This window comes from Candidatus Binatia bacterium, assembly GCA_036563615.1.
GTDB lineage: Bacteria > Desulfobacterota > Binatia > UBA12015 > UBA12015 > DATCMB01.
The window spans coordinates 95,740-111,639 of record DATCMB010000009.1; the positions used below are offsets into that span (position 1 = coordinate 95,740).

The window sequence follows — 15,900 nt, forward strand, 5'->3', positions numbered from 1 at the left end:
CAAGGGTGGCGCATGCTCGACACGCTGATCCGCAACGGCACCGTGGTCGACGGCACCGGCGCACCCGGCGTGCGGGCCGACATCGGGATCAAGGACGGCCGGATCGTGACGCTCGGACGCGTCACCGAGGGCGCGGCGCGCACCATCGACGCCGACGGGCTCGTCGTGACCCCCGGCTTCATCGACCCGCACACGCACTACGACGCGCAGCTCTTCTGGGACCCGTTCGCGAGCCCGTCGAACCTGCACGGCGTGACCACGGTGATCGCCGGCAACTGCGGCTTCACGCTCGCTCCCCTCGGCGCGAAGGACGCGGACTACATCCGCCGCATGATGGCCAAGGTCGAGGGCATGCCGCTCGGCGCGCTCGAGAACGGCATCGAGTGGAACTGGTCGACCTTCGCCGAGTACCTCGACCGGCTCGACGGCCGGATCGGCGTCAATGCAGGATTTCTCGTCGGGCACTGCGCGCTGCGCCGCCGGGTGATGGGCGAGGGCGCGGTCGGCGGTCCGGCGACGCTCGAGCAGATCGTCGACATGGTGAAGCTGCTGCACGAGTGTCTCGCCGCGGGCGGGCTCGGCTTCTCGTCGTCGCAGGCGTTCACGCACGTCGACGGCGACAATGCACCCGTGCCGTCGCGCTTCGCGACGCGCGAGGAGACGCTGGCGCTCGCCGCTGCCGTGCGCGAGCACCCCGGGACGACGCTCGAGTTCATCATCGACGGCTGCCTGAACCAGTTCCAGGACCACGAGATCGGGCTGATGATCGCGATGTCGCTCGCCGCCAACCGCCCGCTCAACTGGAACGTCATGCAGGTGAGCGCGCTGAACCGCGCGCGTCACGAGCACCAGCTCTCGGCGGGCACCAAGGCGAAGGCCGCGGGCGCGAAGATCGTCGCGCTCACCATGCCGACGCTGGTCGGCCTCAAGATGAGCTTCCTCGAGCACTGCGCGCTGAACTCGATCCCCGAGTGGGGACCGATCCTCGCGCTGCCGGTGCCCGAGCGCATCGCCAAGCTCAAAGATCCGAAGGTGCGCGAGCTGATGCGCGAGGGCGGACGCCGTCCCGAGGCCGGCGTGTTCGGCGCGCTCGCGAAGGGCGAGCGCTTCATGATCGGCGAGACGTTCGCGCCCGAGAACCGCGCGTTCGCCGGACGCAAGGTCGCCGACATCGCGGCCGAGCTCGGCAAGAACCCGTTCGACACGCTGCTCGACATCGTGGTCGCCGACGAGCTGCGCACCGCGCTCTGGCCGCTGCCGACCGACGACGACCTCGACTCGTGGAAGCTGCGCGTCGAGGTGTGGCGCGACGAGCGCGCGATGATCGGCGGCTCGGACGCGGGTGCGCACCTCGACCGCATGCTGGGCTCGGGCTACCCGACGGCGTTCCTCGGCGACGTGGTGCGCGAGCGCCAGCTCCTGCCGCTCGAGGAGGCCGTGCACATGATGACCGGCGTGCCCGCGGCGCTGTTCGGCTTGAAGGACCGCGGCCGCATCGCGCCGGGCGCGTACGCCGACCTCGTGCTGCTCGATCCGCGGACGGTTGCCTCGGGCATGATCCACACGCGCAAGGATCTGCCGGGCGGCAACGAGCGCATGTTCGCCGAGGCCAAGGGCATCGCGCGCGTGCTGGTGAACGGGCGCGACATCGTGGTCGACGGCAAGGAGACCGGCGAGCTGCCGGGCAAGGTGCTGCGCTCGGGACGCGACACCGAGACGGTGACGGTGCCGGGCGGCGGCTGAGCGTCGCGTCGCGAACCGCGAGTCGGCACGTCCGAGCGCCGCGTCGTCTTCCGCCGTCGCGAAGGCCCGCCCGTTCGGCGGCGGCGCCCGATTCCTCTACGATGGCCCCATGACGGCGATCGGCTCCCAGGCCGAGGACGGCGGCTTCGCCGCGCTCGGGCTCGACCGGCGTCTCGTGCGGGCGGTCGCGGAGCTCGGCTACGAGGAGCCGACGCCGATCCAGCGCGAGGCGATCCCGCCGCTGCTCGCCGGACGAGACCTCGTCGGGCAGGCCGCGACCGGAACCGGCAAGACGGCCGCGTTCGCGCTGCCGCTGCTCGCGCGCATCGCCGCGCGCAGGCGCAGCTCGCGCAACCCCGCCGCGCTGGTGCTCGTGCCGACGCGCGAGCTCGCGATGCAGGTCGCCGAAGCCGTGCACCGCTACGGACGCACGCTCGGCGCCGAGGTCGTCCCGGTGTACGGCGGGCAAGCGTTCGCACCGCAGCTGCGCGCGCTGCGCCGCGGCGTCGACGTCGTGGTCGCGACGCCGGGACGCGCCGTCGACCACCTGCAGCGCGGCACGCTGTCGCTCGCCGAGGTCGAGATCGTCGTGCTCGACGAGGCGGACGAGATGCTCGACATGGGCTTCGCCGAGGACCTCGACGCGATCCTCGGCGCCGCGCCCGCCGAGCGTCAGACGGTGCTGTTCTCCGCCACCATGCCGCCGCGCATCGCCGCGATCGCGCGCCGCCACCTGCGCGACCCGGTGCAGATCCGCATCGCCGGCGAGCGTCCGAAGGCGGGTGACGTGCCGCGCGTGCGCCAGACGGCGTACGTCGTCGCGCGGCCGCACAAGCCCGCCGCGCTGGCGCGCATCCTCGACCTCGAGGATCCGACGGCGGCGCTGGTCTTCTGCCGCACGCGCACCGAGGTCGAGGAGCTCGGCGAGCGCCTGCGCGCCCACGGCTACCGCGCCGAGATGCTGCACGGCGGCATGTCGCAGGCCGAGCGCGACCGCGTGATGCGGCGCCTGCGCGCCGAGGAAGCGGACCTCGTGATCGCGACCGACGTCGCGGCGCGCGGCCTCGACGTGCCGCAGCTCACGCACGTCATCAACTACGACGTGCCGTCGGCGCCCGAGTCCTACGTGCACCGCATCGGCCGCGTCGGTCGCGCGGGACGCGAGGGTGTCGCGATCACGCTCGCCGAGCCGCGCGAGCACCGCTTGATGCGCAACATCGAGCAGCTCACCAAGCGGCGCATCGAGATCGCGTCGGTGCCGACCGTCGCCGATCTGCGCGCGCGTCGCTTGGAAAGCGTCACGAGCGCGCTGCGCGAGGCGCTGTCGGCGGACGACGTCGAGCGCTACCGCGTCGTGGTCGACGCGCTCGCGCAGGAGTTCGACCCGGTGCAGGTCGCGATGGCCGCCGTCAAGCTGCTCGCCGAGGAAGGCGAAGCGGATCACGCAGCGGAGGACATCCCCGCCTTTGCCGGGCGCGCGCCGCGCGAGCCGCGTCACGAGCGCGAGCGAGCGTATGCTCCGCGTGACCGGCGTCCTGAGCGCGAGCGAGCGCGCGCGCCGCGCGCCGAGCGCGCGCACGAAGATCGCGCGCGCGACGACCGCGTGCCGAGCGGCATGACGCGCATCTTCATCGGCGCCGGACGCGCGATGGGGCTGCGGCCGCAGGACGTGGTCGGCGCCATCACCGGCGAGGCCGGGATCACCGGCAAGGAGATCGGCGCCATCGTGATCGCCGACCGCTTCGCGCTCGCCGAGGTGCCCGAGGACCGCGCGCGCGACGTGGTGGCGGCGCTGCGTCGCGGCACGGTGAAGGGGCGCAAGATCCCCGTGCGCCTCGAGCGTCGCGACGACGACGGGCGCGGCGGGGCGCAGGCGCGCGCCCGCGCGGAGCAGGTACGCGGCGACGTGCAGGCCCGTGGTCGCGTGCCGGCGCGTGGCGACGATCGTCGCGCGTCGCGCCCGTACCGCGAGCGCGCGCACGGCGAGCGGACGCTCGGTGAGCGGTCGTACGGGGCGCGGACGCGCGTCGAGGGGGCGCCGCGCGAGCGGACGCGCCGCGACGGGCCGCGCCGCTGAGCCACGCAACGCGCGCGGTTGCCGATGGGCGGGCGGGCTGCCTACAGTTTGCCCGACGTGACGCGGAACGGGTCGACGGCGGGCGACGGCGCTTGCGTGCTCTGCGGCGCGCGCGCGTTCTCTCGCCTCTTCGAGAAGCGAGGCTGGGCGTTCGTCCGCTGCACGAGCTGCGGGCTCGTCTCGCTCGATCCGCTGCCGAGCCCCGAGGAGATCGCGGCCCACCACGAGCGCTCGTACACCGACGGCGGCTACGCGACCTTCGCTGCCGCCGACGAGATCCGGCGCGGCATCGCGCGCGACCGTCTCGAGCGGGCGCGCAGGGCCGCACCGCCGGGTCCGTGGCTCGACGTCGGCTGCTCGACGGGAGCGTTCGTCGCCGCCGCCGTCGAGAGCGGGATCGACGCGGAGGGTCTCGAGATCTCGAGCGTCGCGGTGGCGCAGGCGCGCCAGCGCGGTCTGCGCGTCCACCAGGGCGCGGTCGAGAGCTTCTCGCCCGAGCGCCGCTACGCGGTGATCACGGCGTTCGACGTCCTCGAGCACCTGCGCGACCCGCTGGAGTTCGTGCGTCGGCTCGGCGACTGGCTGCTGCCCGACGGCGTGCTGGTCGCCGCGGTGCCGAACCACCACAGCATGGCCGCGCGCGTGATGCGCAAGCACTGGTTCTACTACGCGCCGCCCGACCACATTCATTACTTCACGCCGGAGACGCTGCGCCGCCTGCTGGCGCAGGGCGGCCTCACGACCGTCGACCTGCGGCCGGCCTACAAGCCGCTGACCATCGACTACGCGGCGGAGCAGCTCGCGCAGCTCACCCCGGGGCTCGCGCCGCTCGCGCGCGCGGTCGGGCGGATCCTGCCCGGGCGGCTCGGCGCGCGCGCGTGGCCGCTGCCGCTCGGCGAGATCCAGGTGGTCGCACGGCGCACCGCCGCGCACGCCGCGCGCGACGATGCTCGCGCGAGCCAGGCGATGGAGGCGCGATGAGCGCGGAAGGCACGTCGTCGCCGCGGCTCGACGCGGCGCCGGAGAGCACGACGTCAAGCAAGCAGGCCGCAGGTCGTGACGCCGGGCAGGCGAGCGCGCCGGCTGCGGGTCACGACGCCGCGCAGACGGGCGCACCCGCCGCGGAGCACGACGTCGCGCTGCCGCCCGCGCCGACGACGACCGCGGGCGCGCAGATCCGCCGCTTCCTCGGCACCATCACCCTGCGTCAAGCAATCGTGCTGTACGCCGAGGAGTGGATCGGCTCGCTGCTGCGCGGCATCCCGAGCATGCTCGGCTTCGCGCTGCGCGCGTGGTTCTACCGGCTGCTGTTCGCGCACTGGGGCGGCTTCGGCTTCATCTGCCGCAACGTCAACTTCATTCACTCGTACGGCATCCGGATCGGGCGCAACTACCACATCAACACCGGCTGCCTGTTCGACGGACGCGGCGGGCTCACGATCGGCGACAACGTGCTGATCGGGCCGAACGTGGTGATCGTCAGCTCGCAGCACCACTGGTCGGATCCGTCGCTGCCGATCATCCAGCAGGGCCACCGCAGCGCGCCGATCGTGATCGGCGACGACGTCTGGATCGGCGCCAACTCGGTGGTCACGCCGGGGGTGACGATCGCGACCGGCACGGTGGTCGGCTCGGGCTCGGTGGTGACGAAGTCGACCGAGCCCTACACCATCGTCGCCGGGGTGCCGGCGCGCGTCATCGGACGGCGCGAGCGGCCGCCCGCGTCGGCGACGGCTAGCGATCCCGCCGCGCGCTGACGGCGATCGCTGACGACGCGCGGGCGCTACCCGAGCGCCGCGCGACGCTCCGGCGTGCGCGCGGCCAGCGCCGCGAGCGTCGCGACGTACCCGGCGCGCGGCGCCAGCGACCGGTCACCCTCCGCGATCAGCTCCTCGGTCGCCGCGCGCAGGCGGTACGACGGGATCGCCGGCTCGAGGTGGTGCGTCGCGTGCTCGGCGAAGCCGTAGCAGCCGAAGACGAGACGCCCGAGCGGACCGCAGGCGAAGTTGCGCAGCGCCGCGCGCCCGACGACCGTCGCGCCGTCGTCGCCGATCTGGTGCTCGGCGATCGTGCGCAGGGAGGCGACGAACAGCGTGAGCGACGCGATGCCGTAGGCGTAAATCGCCCAGGCGCACGCCGCCGCGATCACGCTCGCGCCAAGCTCGCCGTCGCGCGCGACGAGCGCGGTGAGCAGCAGCGACGCGGCGAGCGCGACCTGCACCACGACGACGCGCGGCAGCCAGGCGGCCGGCGAGCGCGCTGCGTCCTGATCGCCGGTCCCGCGCGTCGAGCGGAACTTCGCCGCCGCCTCGCGCAGCGTCAAGCAACGTCCGAGGAAGCGCAGCATCCCCGCGCCGCGGACGTCGATCAGGTACGCGTCCTTGGTGTCGCCCTCGACGCCGAGGTGACGGTGGTGACGCCAGTGCCGCTGCCGGTAGACCTCGAAGTCGGCGAGCGTCAGCGGCCCGAGCAGCCAGCCGCCGAGCAGCTCGCACGCCCAGCGACGGCGGAAGACGTGGTTGTGCGCGGTCTCGTGCATCAGGTTCAGCAGCCCGTGCATGCCGACGCCGAACCAGATCCACAGCGGCACGAGCAGCCAGCTCGGGCCGACGATCGCGGCGAGGTAGAGCGGTGTCGCGACGAACGCGAGGTGGGCGAGCACCACCGCGAGCGACACGGCGTCGGAGCGCTTCGCGAGGTGCTTGCGCAGCGCGGGCTGCACCTCACGCCTCCGGCTTGCGCGCCGCGAAGTCGACCACCGCCGGCGCGCCCGACAGCAGGTCGATCGGCGACAGCGCCGCCGCCACGCCGAGCCACGCGAGCCAGCCGAAGCCCTGACGCACGAGCACGCCCGGCGCGTCGCCGTGACGCACCGACGCGAGGCTCAGCGCGAGGCCCGCTGGATTGAAGGTTCCCTCGATGGCGACGTCGCGCAGCCCGGCGCGCTCGAGCAGGCGGCGCAGACCGTCGGGCGAGAAGACGATCGTGTGGCGCGGCGCGTGGTAGCCGCTCCAGCGCGTCTTGAACAGCCGGTGCTCGAGCGAGCCCGCGGCGGGCGTCTGACCCTCGAAGACGCCGCCGGGGAGCAGGCGCTCGCAGAGCCGCGTCAGGGTCGCGAGCGGCTGCGGCAGGTGCTCGATCACGTGGTTCATCGTGATCAGCCGGCACTCCGGTAGCACCGCGAGCAGGTCGTCGAGGTCGCCGCGCACGAGGGTGACCGCGCCGGCCGCGAGCTCGATGCGCTCGGGCCGCGACGCGATCTCGTAGCCGTACCAGCGCCGTCCGGGCAGCTTGCGCGCCGCGTGCACGAGGAAGCCGCCGTCGCCGCAGCCGTAGTCGAGCACCGCGCCGTCGCCGGTGAGCAGGCGCGCGAGGCGTCGCGCGCGCACGTCGTGACGCATGCGCAGCAGCAGCCCGCCGCCGGTCATGCTGTGGTAGTTGGGCGGATAGAAGCTCGCGAGCTCGTCCGGGCCCGGCATCGGCTGCTGGTACTCGGAGCCGCACGCGCTGCAGCGGACGTAGGTCGCGCGGTGCGCGAGCCCGTACTCGTGATCGGGCACCGCGACGCTCTGCAGCGCACCCGCGGGTGCTGCGCCGCACGCGGGGCAGGGCGCTGCCTCGAGCGCGGGCGCCGCTTGCGAGCTCGCGTGGTCCATCGGCGTGGAAGATGCCGTTCGGAGCCGTCGTGCGCCAGCCGGGCTTGCGCTCGTGCGTGATCGCGCTCGAGCACGCGCGTGCGCGCCGCACTCTCGCTCTGGCTCGCTCGCAGCGACGGCCCGGGGTGGCGAAGCCACCGCGGCGCGCGCTCGTCTCGTGCGCGCGACGACGCCGCACGCGCCGAGCGAGGGCGTCGGCGGTTGAACCGCCGAGCCAACCCGGTAGGTTGGTTGCGGCGTCCTCGCCGGGCGTCACTTTTCCCGTCTCACGGAAGACGCACGTCGGACGGAGACGGCCCCTGGAGCGTGTGGTGAGCCTGCTGGTCTCGTCGTGCTTGGTCGTCCTCGCGCGCGTCACGCGCCGCCCGCCCTCGAGCCGCCGTCGTCGCCGGTCGCGCGGCTCGGGGCTCGCGCCGTGAGCGGGCGCGCGGCGGGGTGGCTGCTCGCCGCCGTCCTCGCCGCGTCGTTTCTCTACCTGCTCGGCTTCGTCGGCGACGTCGCGGACGGGCGTGCGCTCGTCCGCTCGTACGCGTGGGCGCCGACGCTCGGGATCGCGCTGTCGTTCGCGCTCGACGGGCTGAGCCTGCCGTTCGCGCTGCTCATCACCGGCGTCGGCGCGCTCGTCGTCGTGTACGCGAACGGCTACCTCGACGGGCATCCCTACCTGCTCCGCTTCCACGCGCTACTGGCGCTGTTCGCGGCCTCGATGCTCGGGCTCGTCCTCGCCGACGACCTGATCACGCTGTTCGTCTGCTGGGAGCTGACGAGCATCAGCTCGTACTTCCTGATCGGCTTCGAGCACGATCGGGAGTCGGCGCGCGCGTCGGCGCTGCAGGCGCTGCTGGTGACGAGCGCGGGCGGGCTCGCGCTGCTCGCGGCCTTCCTGCTCCTCCGTCAGGTCGGCGGCAGCTTCGAGCTCTCCGCGCTGCTGCAGGACGGCGACGCGGTGCGCGCGCACGCGCTCTACGTGCCGATCGTCCTGCTGGTGCTCGCGGGCGCCTTCACCAAGTCGGCGCAGGTGCCGTTCCACTTCTGGCTCCCGGGCGCCATGGCGGCGCCGACTCCCGTCAGCGCCTACCTGCATTCGGCGACCATGGTGAAGGCCGGCGTCTACCTGCTGGCGCGCCTGACGCCGATTCTCGGCGGCACGGATCTTTGGTTTGTCAGCCTGACCACGGTTGGAGCGGTCACCATGGTGGTGGGTGCGGTCCTGTCGCTCCGCGAGACCGACCTGAAGCTCGTGCTCGCGCAGCTCACGGTGAGCGCGCTCGGCATCCTCGTCCTGTTCGTCGGCCTCGGGACGCCCGCGGCGCTGCTCGCGGCGCTGGTCTTCCTGCTCGCGCACGCGCTCTACAAGGGCGCGCTCTTCCTCGTCGTCGGCATCGTCGATCACGAGGCGGGGACGCGCGACGTCGAGCGGCTCGGGGCGCTGCGCACGGCGATGCCGCTCACGACCGCGATCGCGCTGCTCGCCGGAGCCTCGCTCGCGGCGCTGCCGCCGACGCTCGGCTTCGTCGGCAAGGAAGCGCTGCTCGACGTCTCGCTCGGCGGACCCGGCGCCGCGACGCTGCGCAGCGCGGCGCTCGTGCTCGCGAGCACGATCTTCGTCGCTGCGGCGGGGATCGTCGCGCTGCAGCCGTTCTTCGGCCGCGCGCCCGCGGATGAAGCAGCCGAGGCGCACGAGGCGTCGCCGACGCTGTGGCTCGGGCCGCTCGTGCTCGCGGCGCTCGGCGTGCTCTTCGGCGTGTGGCCGGCGCTGGTCGACGAGGCGCTCGTGCGGCCGGCGGCGCACGCCGTGGTGCGACAGCCGATCGCAGGGAGGCTCTCTTCCTGGCCCGGCCTGCATCTCGCGCTCGCGCTGAGCGCGGCGTCGGTCGTCTGCGGCGTCGTGCTCTACGCGCTGCGGGACCGGGTGCGCAGCGCGACGACGCGGCTGCGGATCGACGCCGCGTGGGGGCCGCAGCGCTGGTACGGGCGGATCTTCGCCGGCGTGATGCGCCTCGCCGAGCTCCAGACGCGGCTCCTGCAGAACGGCTACCTGCGCGCTTACCTGATGGTGATCGTCGCGACGACCGTGCTGCTCGCCGGCGGCGCCCTGCTGCTCGACGGCGACGTCGCCGACGTGGTCCCCAAGTTCGACCTCGCCTTTCACGAGTGGGTCGTTGCCGCACTGATCCCGACGGGCGCGGTCGCCGCGATCACGGCGCGCTCGCGTCTCGCCGCCGTCGCCGCGCTCGGCGTCGTCGGCTACGGCGTCGGCCTGATCTTCGTCCTGTTCGGCGCGCCCGACCTCGCGATGACGCAGTTCATGGTCGAGACCCTGACCGTCATCCTGCTCGTCCTGGTCTTCTACCACCTGCGCCGCTTCGCGGTGCTGTCGAGCTGGTCGGCGCTGCTGCGCGACGCGGTCGTCGCCTCGGCGTTCGGCGTGCTGGTCACGGTGATCGTGTTCGTCGGCTCGGCGATCCAGCTCGCGCCCAAGATCTCGAGCTACTTCGTCGAGCACAGCGTGGACCTCGCGCACGGGCGCAACGTGGTGAACACGCTGCTCGTCGACTTCCGCGCCTTCGACACGCTCGGCGAGATCACCGTGCTGTCGGTCGCGGGCGCCGGCGTGTACGCGCTGCTGAAGCTGCGGCCGCGAGGTGAGCAGAAGCGATGACCTCGCTGATCCTCTCCGCTGCGGCGCGCTACCTGCTGCCGCTGCTGCTGATGTTCTCGGTGTTCATCCTGATCCGCGGTCACGACGCGCCGGGCGGCGGCTTCATCGGCGGGCTGATCGCGGCCGCGGCGTTCGCCTTGAACGCGTTCGGCTTCGGCGTCGAGGCGACGCGGCGCACGCTGCGCGTCGATCCGCGCACGCTGGTGCCGGTCGGGCTGCTGCTCGCGCTCGGCAGCGGCGTCGTTCCGCTGCTCGTCGGCGAGCCGTTTCTCACCGGCGTCTGGGAGGTGATCGACATCCCGGGCGTCGGGACGCTGCTCCTCGGCACGCCGCTGCTGTTCGACATCGGCGTCTACCTGGTCGTCCTCGGCGTGACGCTGACGATGATCCTGACGCTCGCGGAGGAGTAGCGGAGCCGAGCATGGAAGCCGTCCTCGCGTTCGTCATCGGCTCGCTCTACTCGGCCGGGCTCTTCATGATGCTGCGCCGCAGCGCCGTGAAGCTGGTGATCGGCATCGGGCTGCTCGGACACGCGGCGAACCTCCTGATCTTCACGATCGCCGGGCTGACCCGGGCGCGGCCGCCGATCGTCGGTGAGACGGGCGACGTGTTCGCGCCGGTCGCGGATCCCCTGCCGCAGGCGCTGATCCTCACCGCGATCGTGATCGGCTTCGCCGTGCAGGCGTTCGCCGTCGTGCTCATCCACCGCGTGATCGAGACCGTCGGCACCGACGATCTCGACGAGATGAAGGCGACCGACACGTGAATTTCCTCTTGATCGCGCCGGTGCTGATCCCGCTCGCGGCGGCGGCGGTGTCGATGCTGCTCTGGAGGTGGCGTCGGCCGCAGCGCGTGCTCGCGGTCGTGGCGACGGGGCTGCTGCTGCTCGCGAGCCTGCTCCTGCTGCGCTCGGTGTGGCGCGACGGCATCCAGGCCGCGCAGATGGGCGGCTGGCCGGCGCCGTACGGCATCACGCTGGTCGCCGACCTGTTCAGCGCGATCATGGTCGTGCTCGCCGGCCTCATGGGGTTCGCGGTCGCCGTGTACTCGCTCGCCGCGATGGACCCGGGGCGCGAGCGCTTCGGCTACTACCCGCTGCTGCACGTCCTGCTGATGGGCGTCTGCGGCGCGTTCCTCACCGGCGACCTGTTCAACCTCTACGTCTGGTTCGAGGTCATGCTGATGGCGTCCTTCGTGCTCATGGCTCTCGGCGGAGAGCGCGCGCAGATGGAGGGCGCCATCAAGTACGTGACGATCAACCTGGTCGCGTCGGCGCTCTTTCTCGCCGCCGTCGGCATGCTCTACGGCGTCGTCGGCACGCTGAACATGGCGGATCTCGCGGAGCGCGTGCGGCTCGCGCCGCAGTCGCCGCTGCTGACGACGATCGCGCTGCTGTTCCTGGTCGCCTTCGGGATCAAGGCGGCGGTCTTCCCGCTCTTCTTCTGGCTGCCGGCGTCGTACCACACGCCGCCGGTCGCGGTGTCGGCGATCTTCGCGGGGCTTTTGACCAAGGTCGGCGTGTACGCCTTGATCCGCGTCTTCACGCTCGTCTTCGTGCAGGACACGGCCTACACGCACGGGATCATTCTGGCTCTTTCTGGTTTGACGATGGTGACCGGGGTGCTCGGCGCGGTCGCGCAGAACGAGTTCCGCCGCGTGCTCTCCTTCCACATCGTGAGCCAGATCGGCTACATGATCCTCGGCCTCGGTCTGTTCACGACCGCGGGGCTCGCGGGGTCGATCTTCTACATCGTCCACCACATCGTGGTGAAGACGAACCTCTTCCTGGTGAGCGGCGTCGTCCACTTCCGTCGCGGCACGTACGAGCTGAAGAGGCTCGGCGGGCTGTACGCGGAGAGCCCCGGGCTGTCGCTCGCGTTTCTCGTGCCCGCGCTGTCGCTCGCCGGGCTGCCGCCGCTGTCGGGCTTCTTCGCCAAGCTGACGCTCGTGCAGGCGGGCCTCGAGGCGGAGCGCTACGTGCTCGTCGCGACGGCGCTCGTGGTCGGGCTCTTGACGCTGCTGTCGATGACCAAGATCTGGGCGGAGGCGTTCTGGAAGCCGCTGCCCGAGCCGACGGACGCGGCAGAGGACGCGTCACCGTCGGCCGTGACGGACGCGCCGACGCCCGACGCGCCAGCGCCCGGCGGGCCGGCGTCGCGCCTGCTGCTCGCGCCGATCGTGCTGCTCGCGCTGGTGACGGTCTCGATCGGCTTCGCGGTCGAGCCGATCTACGTGCTCGCTGCGCGCGCCGCGGAGCAGCTGATGGATCCGGGCGAGTACATCCGGGTCGTGATGCAAAGGGGGTCGTGAGCCGTGTTTCTTTGGAATCTTCTGCTTGCGCTCGCGTGGGCGGCCGTCACCGGCCGCTTCTCCTTGAGCAACGTGCTGGTCGGGATGGTCCTCGGCTACCTCGCGCTGTTCGTCGCGCAGCCGATCATGGGCCCGACGAACTACTTCCGGCGGATCCACCGCGCGATCGCGTTCGCGATCGTCTACATCCGCGAGCTGATCCTCTCGAACCTGCGCGTGGCCTACGACGTGCTGACCCCGAAGCCGCGCATCCGGCCCGGCGTGCTCGCGATTCCGCTCGACGCGAAGACCGACGCCGAGATCACCATGCTCGCGAACCTGCTGACGCTCACGCCCGGCAGCGTCAGCCTCGACGTGTCGACCGACCGCCGCTTCCTCTACCTGCACGCGATGTACATCGACGACGTCGAGGACTACCGCCGCACGGTGAAGCGTACCGTCGAGCGCCGGGTGCTCGAGGTGCTGCGATGACGCCGCCGGTCTTCGACTCGCTCGCGGCGCAGGTCGCGCTGTCGATGACGGTCGTGGGGCTGGTGCTCGCGGTCGTGCGGCTGATCCTCGGACCCAGCCTGCCGGACCGCGTCGTGGCGCTCGACCTGATCTCGATCCTGGTCGCCGCCGCGACCGCGATCTATGCGTTCGGCACCGATCAGGCGATCTTCCTCGACGTCGCGATCGTGCTGGCGCTGATCGCGTTCCTCGGCACCGTGGCGTTCGCCCGCTACGTCGAGATGCGAGGGCGCGGTGACTGAGGCGATCGGCTCCGCGCTGCTCCTCACCGGAGCGTCGTTCGCGCTGCTCGCGGGCATCGGCGTGCTGCGCATGCCCGACCTCTTCATGCGCATGCAGGCGGCGACGAAAGCGTCGACGCTCGGCATCGGCTGCATCCTGCTCGCGGTGGCGCTGCACTTCGGCGAGCTCGGCATCGCGTCGCGCGCGCTCGCGGCGATCATCTTCGTATGCTTGACGGCGCCGGTCGCGGCGCACGTCATCGCCCGCGCGTCGTACTTCGTCGGCGTGCCGCTGTGGCAGGGGACGATCATCGACGAGCTGCGCGGCCACTACGACCGTCGCACGCACCGGCTCGCGCGTCCCGACGATCCGTTCGCCGTGCTGCCGATGACGGTCGACCTGAACCGGCTCGCCGGGCACGTCGTGGTCGTCGGCTACGGGCGCGTCGGGCGCCGCATCGGGACGGCGCTCGCGGCGCAGGGCATCTCGGTCGTCGTGGTCGAGGACGATCGCGACATCGTCGAGAGCCTGCGCGAGGCCGACGTGTCGGCCGTGTTCGGCGACGCGTCGGATCCGGCGGTGCTGCTGCAGGCGCACGTGCACCGCGCGAGGATGCTGGTCATCGCCGTGCCCGACACGGTCGACGTGCGGCAGATGGTCGAGACCGCGCGCACCGTCAATCCGCAGATCGAGGTCGTGGTGCGCACGCACCGCGACGAGCAGCTGACGGCGCTCGAGGCCGACATCCAGGGCAAGGTCTTCCTCGCCGAGCACGAGCTCGCGCGGGTGATGATCGAGCACGTGCTCGAGCGCTACGAGGCCGAGCGGCGGCGCGGCAAGGAGTGAGCGCGGGCGCGGCGCGCCGCGTGCCCGTCGACGCTCGGGCGCGAGAGCCCTAGGCGCGCGCGCGGCTCACAGCCGCCCGAAGAAGTCGTTGCCCTTGTCGTCGACCACGATGAAGGCCGGGAAGTCGACGACCTCGATCTTCCACACCGCCTCCATGCCGAGCTCGGGGTACTCGAGCAGCTCGACCTTGCGGATGTTGTCGCGCGCGAGGATCGCCGCCGGGCCGCCGATCGAGCCCAGGTAGAAGCCGCCGTACTTCTTGCAGGCCTCGGCGACGATCGGCGAGCGGTTGCCCTTGGCGAGCGTCACGTAGCTGCCGCCGTGCTGCATGAACAGCTCGACGTAGGAGTCCATGCGGCCGGCGGTGGTCGGACCGAACGAGCCCGACGCGTAGCCCTCGGGCGTCTTCGCCGGCCCGGCGTAGTAGATCGGATGGTCCTTGACGTACTGCGGCAGGCCCTCGCCGCGGTCGATGCGCTCCTTCAGCTTGGCGTGCGCGATGTCGCGCGCGACCACCATCGGACCGGTGAGCGCGAGCCGGGTCTTGATCGGGTACTTCGAGAGCTCGGCGCGGATCTCGCTCATCGGGCGGTTGAGGTCGATCTTCACCACCTCGCCCGAGAGCTTCGCCGGGTCGACGTCCGGCAGGTACTGCGCCGGGTTGGTCTCGAGCTGCTCGAGGAAGATGCCGTCGCGCGTGATCTTGCCCTTTGCTTGACGGTCGGCCGAGCACGACACGCCGATGCCGATCGGACAGCTCGCGCCGTGGCGCGGCAGGCGGATGACGCGCACGTCGTGGCAGAAGTACTTGCCGCCGAACTGCGCGCCGATGCCCGTGCGCTGCGTGAGCTTCAGCACCTCCTCCTCGAACTCCGGATCGCGGATCGCGTGCCCGAGGTTGCCGCCCTGGGTCGGCAGGTCGTCGAGGTAGCGGGTGCTCGCGAGCTTGACGGTCTTGAGCGTCATCTCGGCCGACGTCCCGCCGATCACGATCGCGAGGTGGTAGGGCGGGCACGCCGCGGTGCCCAGCGCGCGGATCTTCTGGTCGAGGAACTCGAGCAGCGACTTGCGGTTGAGCAGCGCCTTGGTCTCCTGGAAGAGGAGCGATTTGTTCGCCGAGCCGCCGCCCTTGGTGATGAACAGGAAGTGGTACTCGTCACCGTCGGTCGCGTAGAGCTCGATCTGCGCCGGCAGGTTGGTGCCGGTGTTGACCTCGTCGAAGAGGTTCAGCGGCGAGAGCTGCGAGTAGCGCAGGTTGGTCTGGGTGTAGGTCTCGTAGACGCCGCGCGAGATCGCCTCCTCGTCGTTACCCGACGTCCACACGCGCTGGCCCTTCTTGCCGATCACGGTCGCGGTGCCGGTGTCCTGGCACGACGGCAGGATCATCCCGGCCGAGACGCAGGCGTTGCGCAGCATGTTGAGGGCGACGAAGCGGTCGTTCGCCGACGCCTCGGGGTCGTCGAGGATCTTGCGCAGCTGCTGCAGGTGCCCCGGGCGGAAGAGGTGGCTGATGTCGCGGATCGCCTCCGCGGTGAGCCGGGTCAGACCGGTGGGGTCGACGGTGAGGATGCGCTCGCCGCGGAACGTGTCCACGCCGACCCAGTCGCCGTCGAGGCGGCGGTAGGGCGTGGTGTCGGGTCCGTGCGGGAACATCTCCTGGAAGCGGAACTCGGGCATCTCGGCTCCTCCGTCGTGCGCGCTGGCCGCGCTCCAGCGCGGGGCACCATACGAGCGGCCTCCTCGCAAGCCCCGGCCGCGCGAGCGCCGCCGCGCACGACCCGGGCCGACGCGTCGGGGCGCGCTCGGGTCGTCGGCAAGGGCGCTTCCCTCGGCTGTCGATTCCACCCACCCTCGATCGACTACGGGGCGTAGCG

14 protein-coding genes are annotated in these 15,900 nt (G+C 72.0%); 11 read left to right on the plus strand and 3 right to left on the minus strand.

The annotated features are described in order from the left end of the window. The first annotated feature begins 12 nt into the window (after positions 1–12). From VIS07_08195 to VIS07_08210, 4 genes are all read left to right on the plus strand, one after another. Positions 13–1,743, plus strand: coding sequence for an amidohydrolase family protein (locus tag VIS07_08195; protein ID HEY8515479.1), 1,731 nt, complete (start codon positions 13–15; stop codon positions 1,741–1,743). A gap of 109 nt (positions 1,744–1,852) precedes the next feature. Further along, complete coding sequence (locus tag VIS07_08200) at positions 1,853–3,820, plus strand: DEAD/DEAH box helicase (GenBank protein HEY8515480.1); 1,968 nt, start codon at positions 1,853–1,855, stop codon at positions 3,818–3,820. Between the two features lie 57 nt (positions 3,821–3,877). Next, entirely contained in the window at positions 3,878–4,801 is a 924-nt protein-coding gene (locus VIS07_08205) for a class I SAM-dependent methyltransferase (protein ID HEY8515481.1), read from the plus strand. Continuing rightward, positions 4,798–5,577, plus strand: a complete 780-nt coding sequence (locus VIS07_08210; GenBank protein ID HEY8515482.1) for a DapH/DapD/GlmU-related protein — start codon at positions 4,798–4,800, stop codon at positions 5,575–5,577. The genes VIS07_08205 and VIS07_08210 overlap by 4 nt, the downstream gene beginning before the upstream one ends. A 26-nt stretch (positions 5,578–5,603) precedes the next feature. Here the strand turns inward: VIS07_08210 and VIS07_08215 are convergent, their stop codons facing one another. Beyond that, a complete protein-coding gene (locus VIS07_08215) occupies positions 5,604–6,542 on the minus strand; it encodes a fatty acid desaturase (GenBank protein HEY8515483.1) in 939 nt (312 codons plus the stop codon). A gap of 1 nt (position 6,543) precedes the next feature. After that, entirely contained in the window at positions 6,544–7,380 is an 837-nt protein-coding gene (locus tag VIS07_08220; GenBank protein HEY8515484.1) for a class I SAM-dependent methyltransferase, read from the minus strand. Between the two features lie 511 nt (positions 7,381–7,891). Here VIS07_08220 and VIS07_08225 point away from each other — a divergent pair. From VIS07_08225 to mnhG, 7 genes are read left to right on the plus strand one after another with little or no spacing between them, the layout of a single operon-like run. Continuing rightward, on the plus strand, positions 7,892–10,138 hold the full coding sequence (locus VIS07_08225; protein ID HEY8515485.1) for a putative monovalent cation/H+ antiporter subunit A: 2,247 nt from the start codon (positions 7,892–7,894) through the stop codon (positions 10,136–10,138). Further along, the gene (locus VIS07_08230; GenBank protein ID HEY8515486.1) at positions 10,135–10,548 is read left to right on the plus strand and encodes a Na+/H+ antiporter subunit B; all 414 of its coding nucleotides are present in this window, start codon (positions 10,135–10,137) and stop codon (positions 10,546–10,548) included. The genes VIS07_08225 and VIS07_08230 overlap by 4 nt, the downstream gene beginning before the upstream one ends. A gap of 11 nt (positions 10,549–10,559) precedes the next feature. Next, positions 10,560–10,904: a Na+/H+ antiporter subunit C gene (locus VIS07_08235; GenBank protein ID HEY8515487.1), complete on the plus strand. Its 345-nt coding sequence runs from the start codon at positions 10,560–10,562 to the stop codon at positions 10,902–10,904. Further along, positions 10,901–12,448 carry a Na+/H+ antiporter subunit D gene (locus tag VIS07_08240; GenBank protein HEY8515488.1) on the plus strand — a complete coding sequence of 516 codons (1,548 nt, stop codon included), beginning with the start codon at positions 10,901–10,903 and terminating at the stop codon, positions 12,446–12,448. The genes VIS07_08235 and VIS07_08240 overlap by 4 nt, the downstream gene beginning before the upstream one ends. A 3-nt stretch (positions 12,449–12,451) precedes the next feature. Continuing rightward, positions 12,452–12,919 (plus strand): Na+/H+ antiporter subunit E, encoded by a 468-nt coding sequence (locus VIS07_08245; GenBank protein ID HEY8515489.1) that lies wholly within the window; start codon positions 12,452–12,454, stop codon positions 12,917–12,919. After that, positions 12,916–13,200 (plus strand): cation:proton antiporter, encoded by a 285-nt coding sequence (locus VIS07_08250; protein HEY8515490.1) that lies wholly within the window; start codon positions 12,916–12,918, stop codon positions 13,198–13,200. Before VIS07_08245 ends, VIS07_08250 begins: the two co-directional genes overlap by 4 nt. Next, on the plus strand, positions 13,193–14,026 hold the full coding sequence (gene mnhG, locus VIS07_08255) for a monovalent cation/H(+) antiporter subunit G (protein HEY8515491.1): 834 nt from the start codon (positions 13,193–13,195) through the stop codon (positions 14,024–14,026). Before VIS07_08250 ends, mnhG begins: the two co-directional genes overlap by 8 nt. A gap of 66 nt (positions 14,027–14,092) precedes the next feature. On the opposite strand, the gene VIS07_08260 is transcribed toward mnhG, so the two are convergent. Beyond that, entirely contained in the window at positions 14,093–15,703 is a 1,611-nt protein-coding gene (locus VIS07_08260) for a fumarate hydratase (GenBank protein ID HEY8515492.1), read from the minus strand. Between the last annotated feature and the right edge of the window lie 197 nt (positions 15,704–15,900).

Bases quoted from the DNA above. Each gene is read 5' to 3' on its own strand.
- VIS07_08210 (HEY8515482.1), top strand. From the start codon at position 4,798: ATGAGCGCGGAAGGCACGTCGTCGCCGCGGCTCGACGCGGCGCCGGAG.
- VIS07_08235 (HEY8515487.1), top strand. From the start codon at position 10,560: ATGGAAGCCGTCCTCGCGTTCGTCATCGGCTCGCTCTACTCGGCCGGG.
- VIS07_08250 (HEY8515490.1), top strand. From the start codon at position 12,916: ATGACGCCGCCGGTCTTCGACTCGCTCGCGGCGCAGGTCGCGCTGTCG.
- VIS07_08260 (HEY8515492.1), bottom strand. From the start codon at position 15,703: ATGCCCGAGTTCCGCTTCCAGGAGATGTTCCCGCACGGACCCGACACC.
- VIS07_08195 (HEY8515479.1), top strand. From the start codon at position 13: ATGCTCGACACGCTGATCCGCAACGGCACCGTGGTCGACGGCACCGGC.
- VIS07_08200 (HEY8515480.1), top strand. From the start codon at position 1,853: ATGACGGCGATCGGCTCCCAGGCCGAGGACGGCGGCTTCGCCGCGCTC.
- VIS07_08230 (HEY8515486.1), top strand. From the start codon at position 10,135: ATGACCTCGCTGATCCTCTCCGCTGCGGCGCGCTACCTGCTGCCGCTG.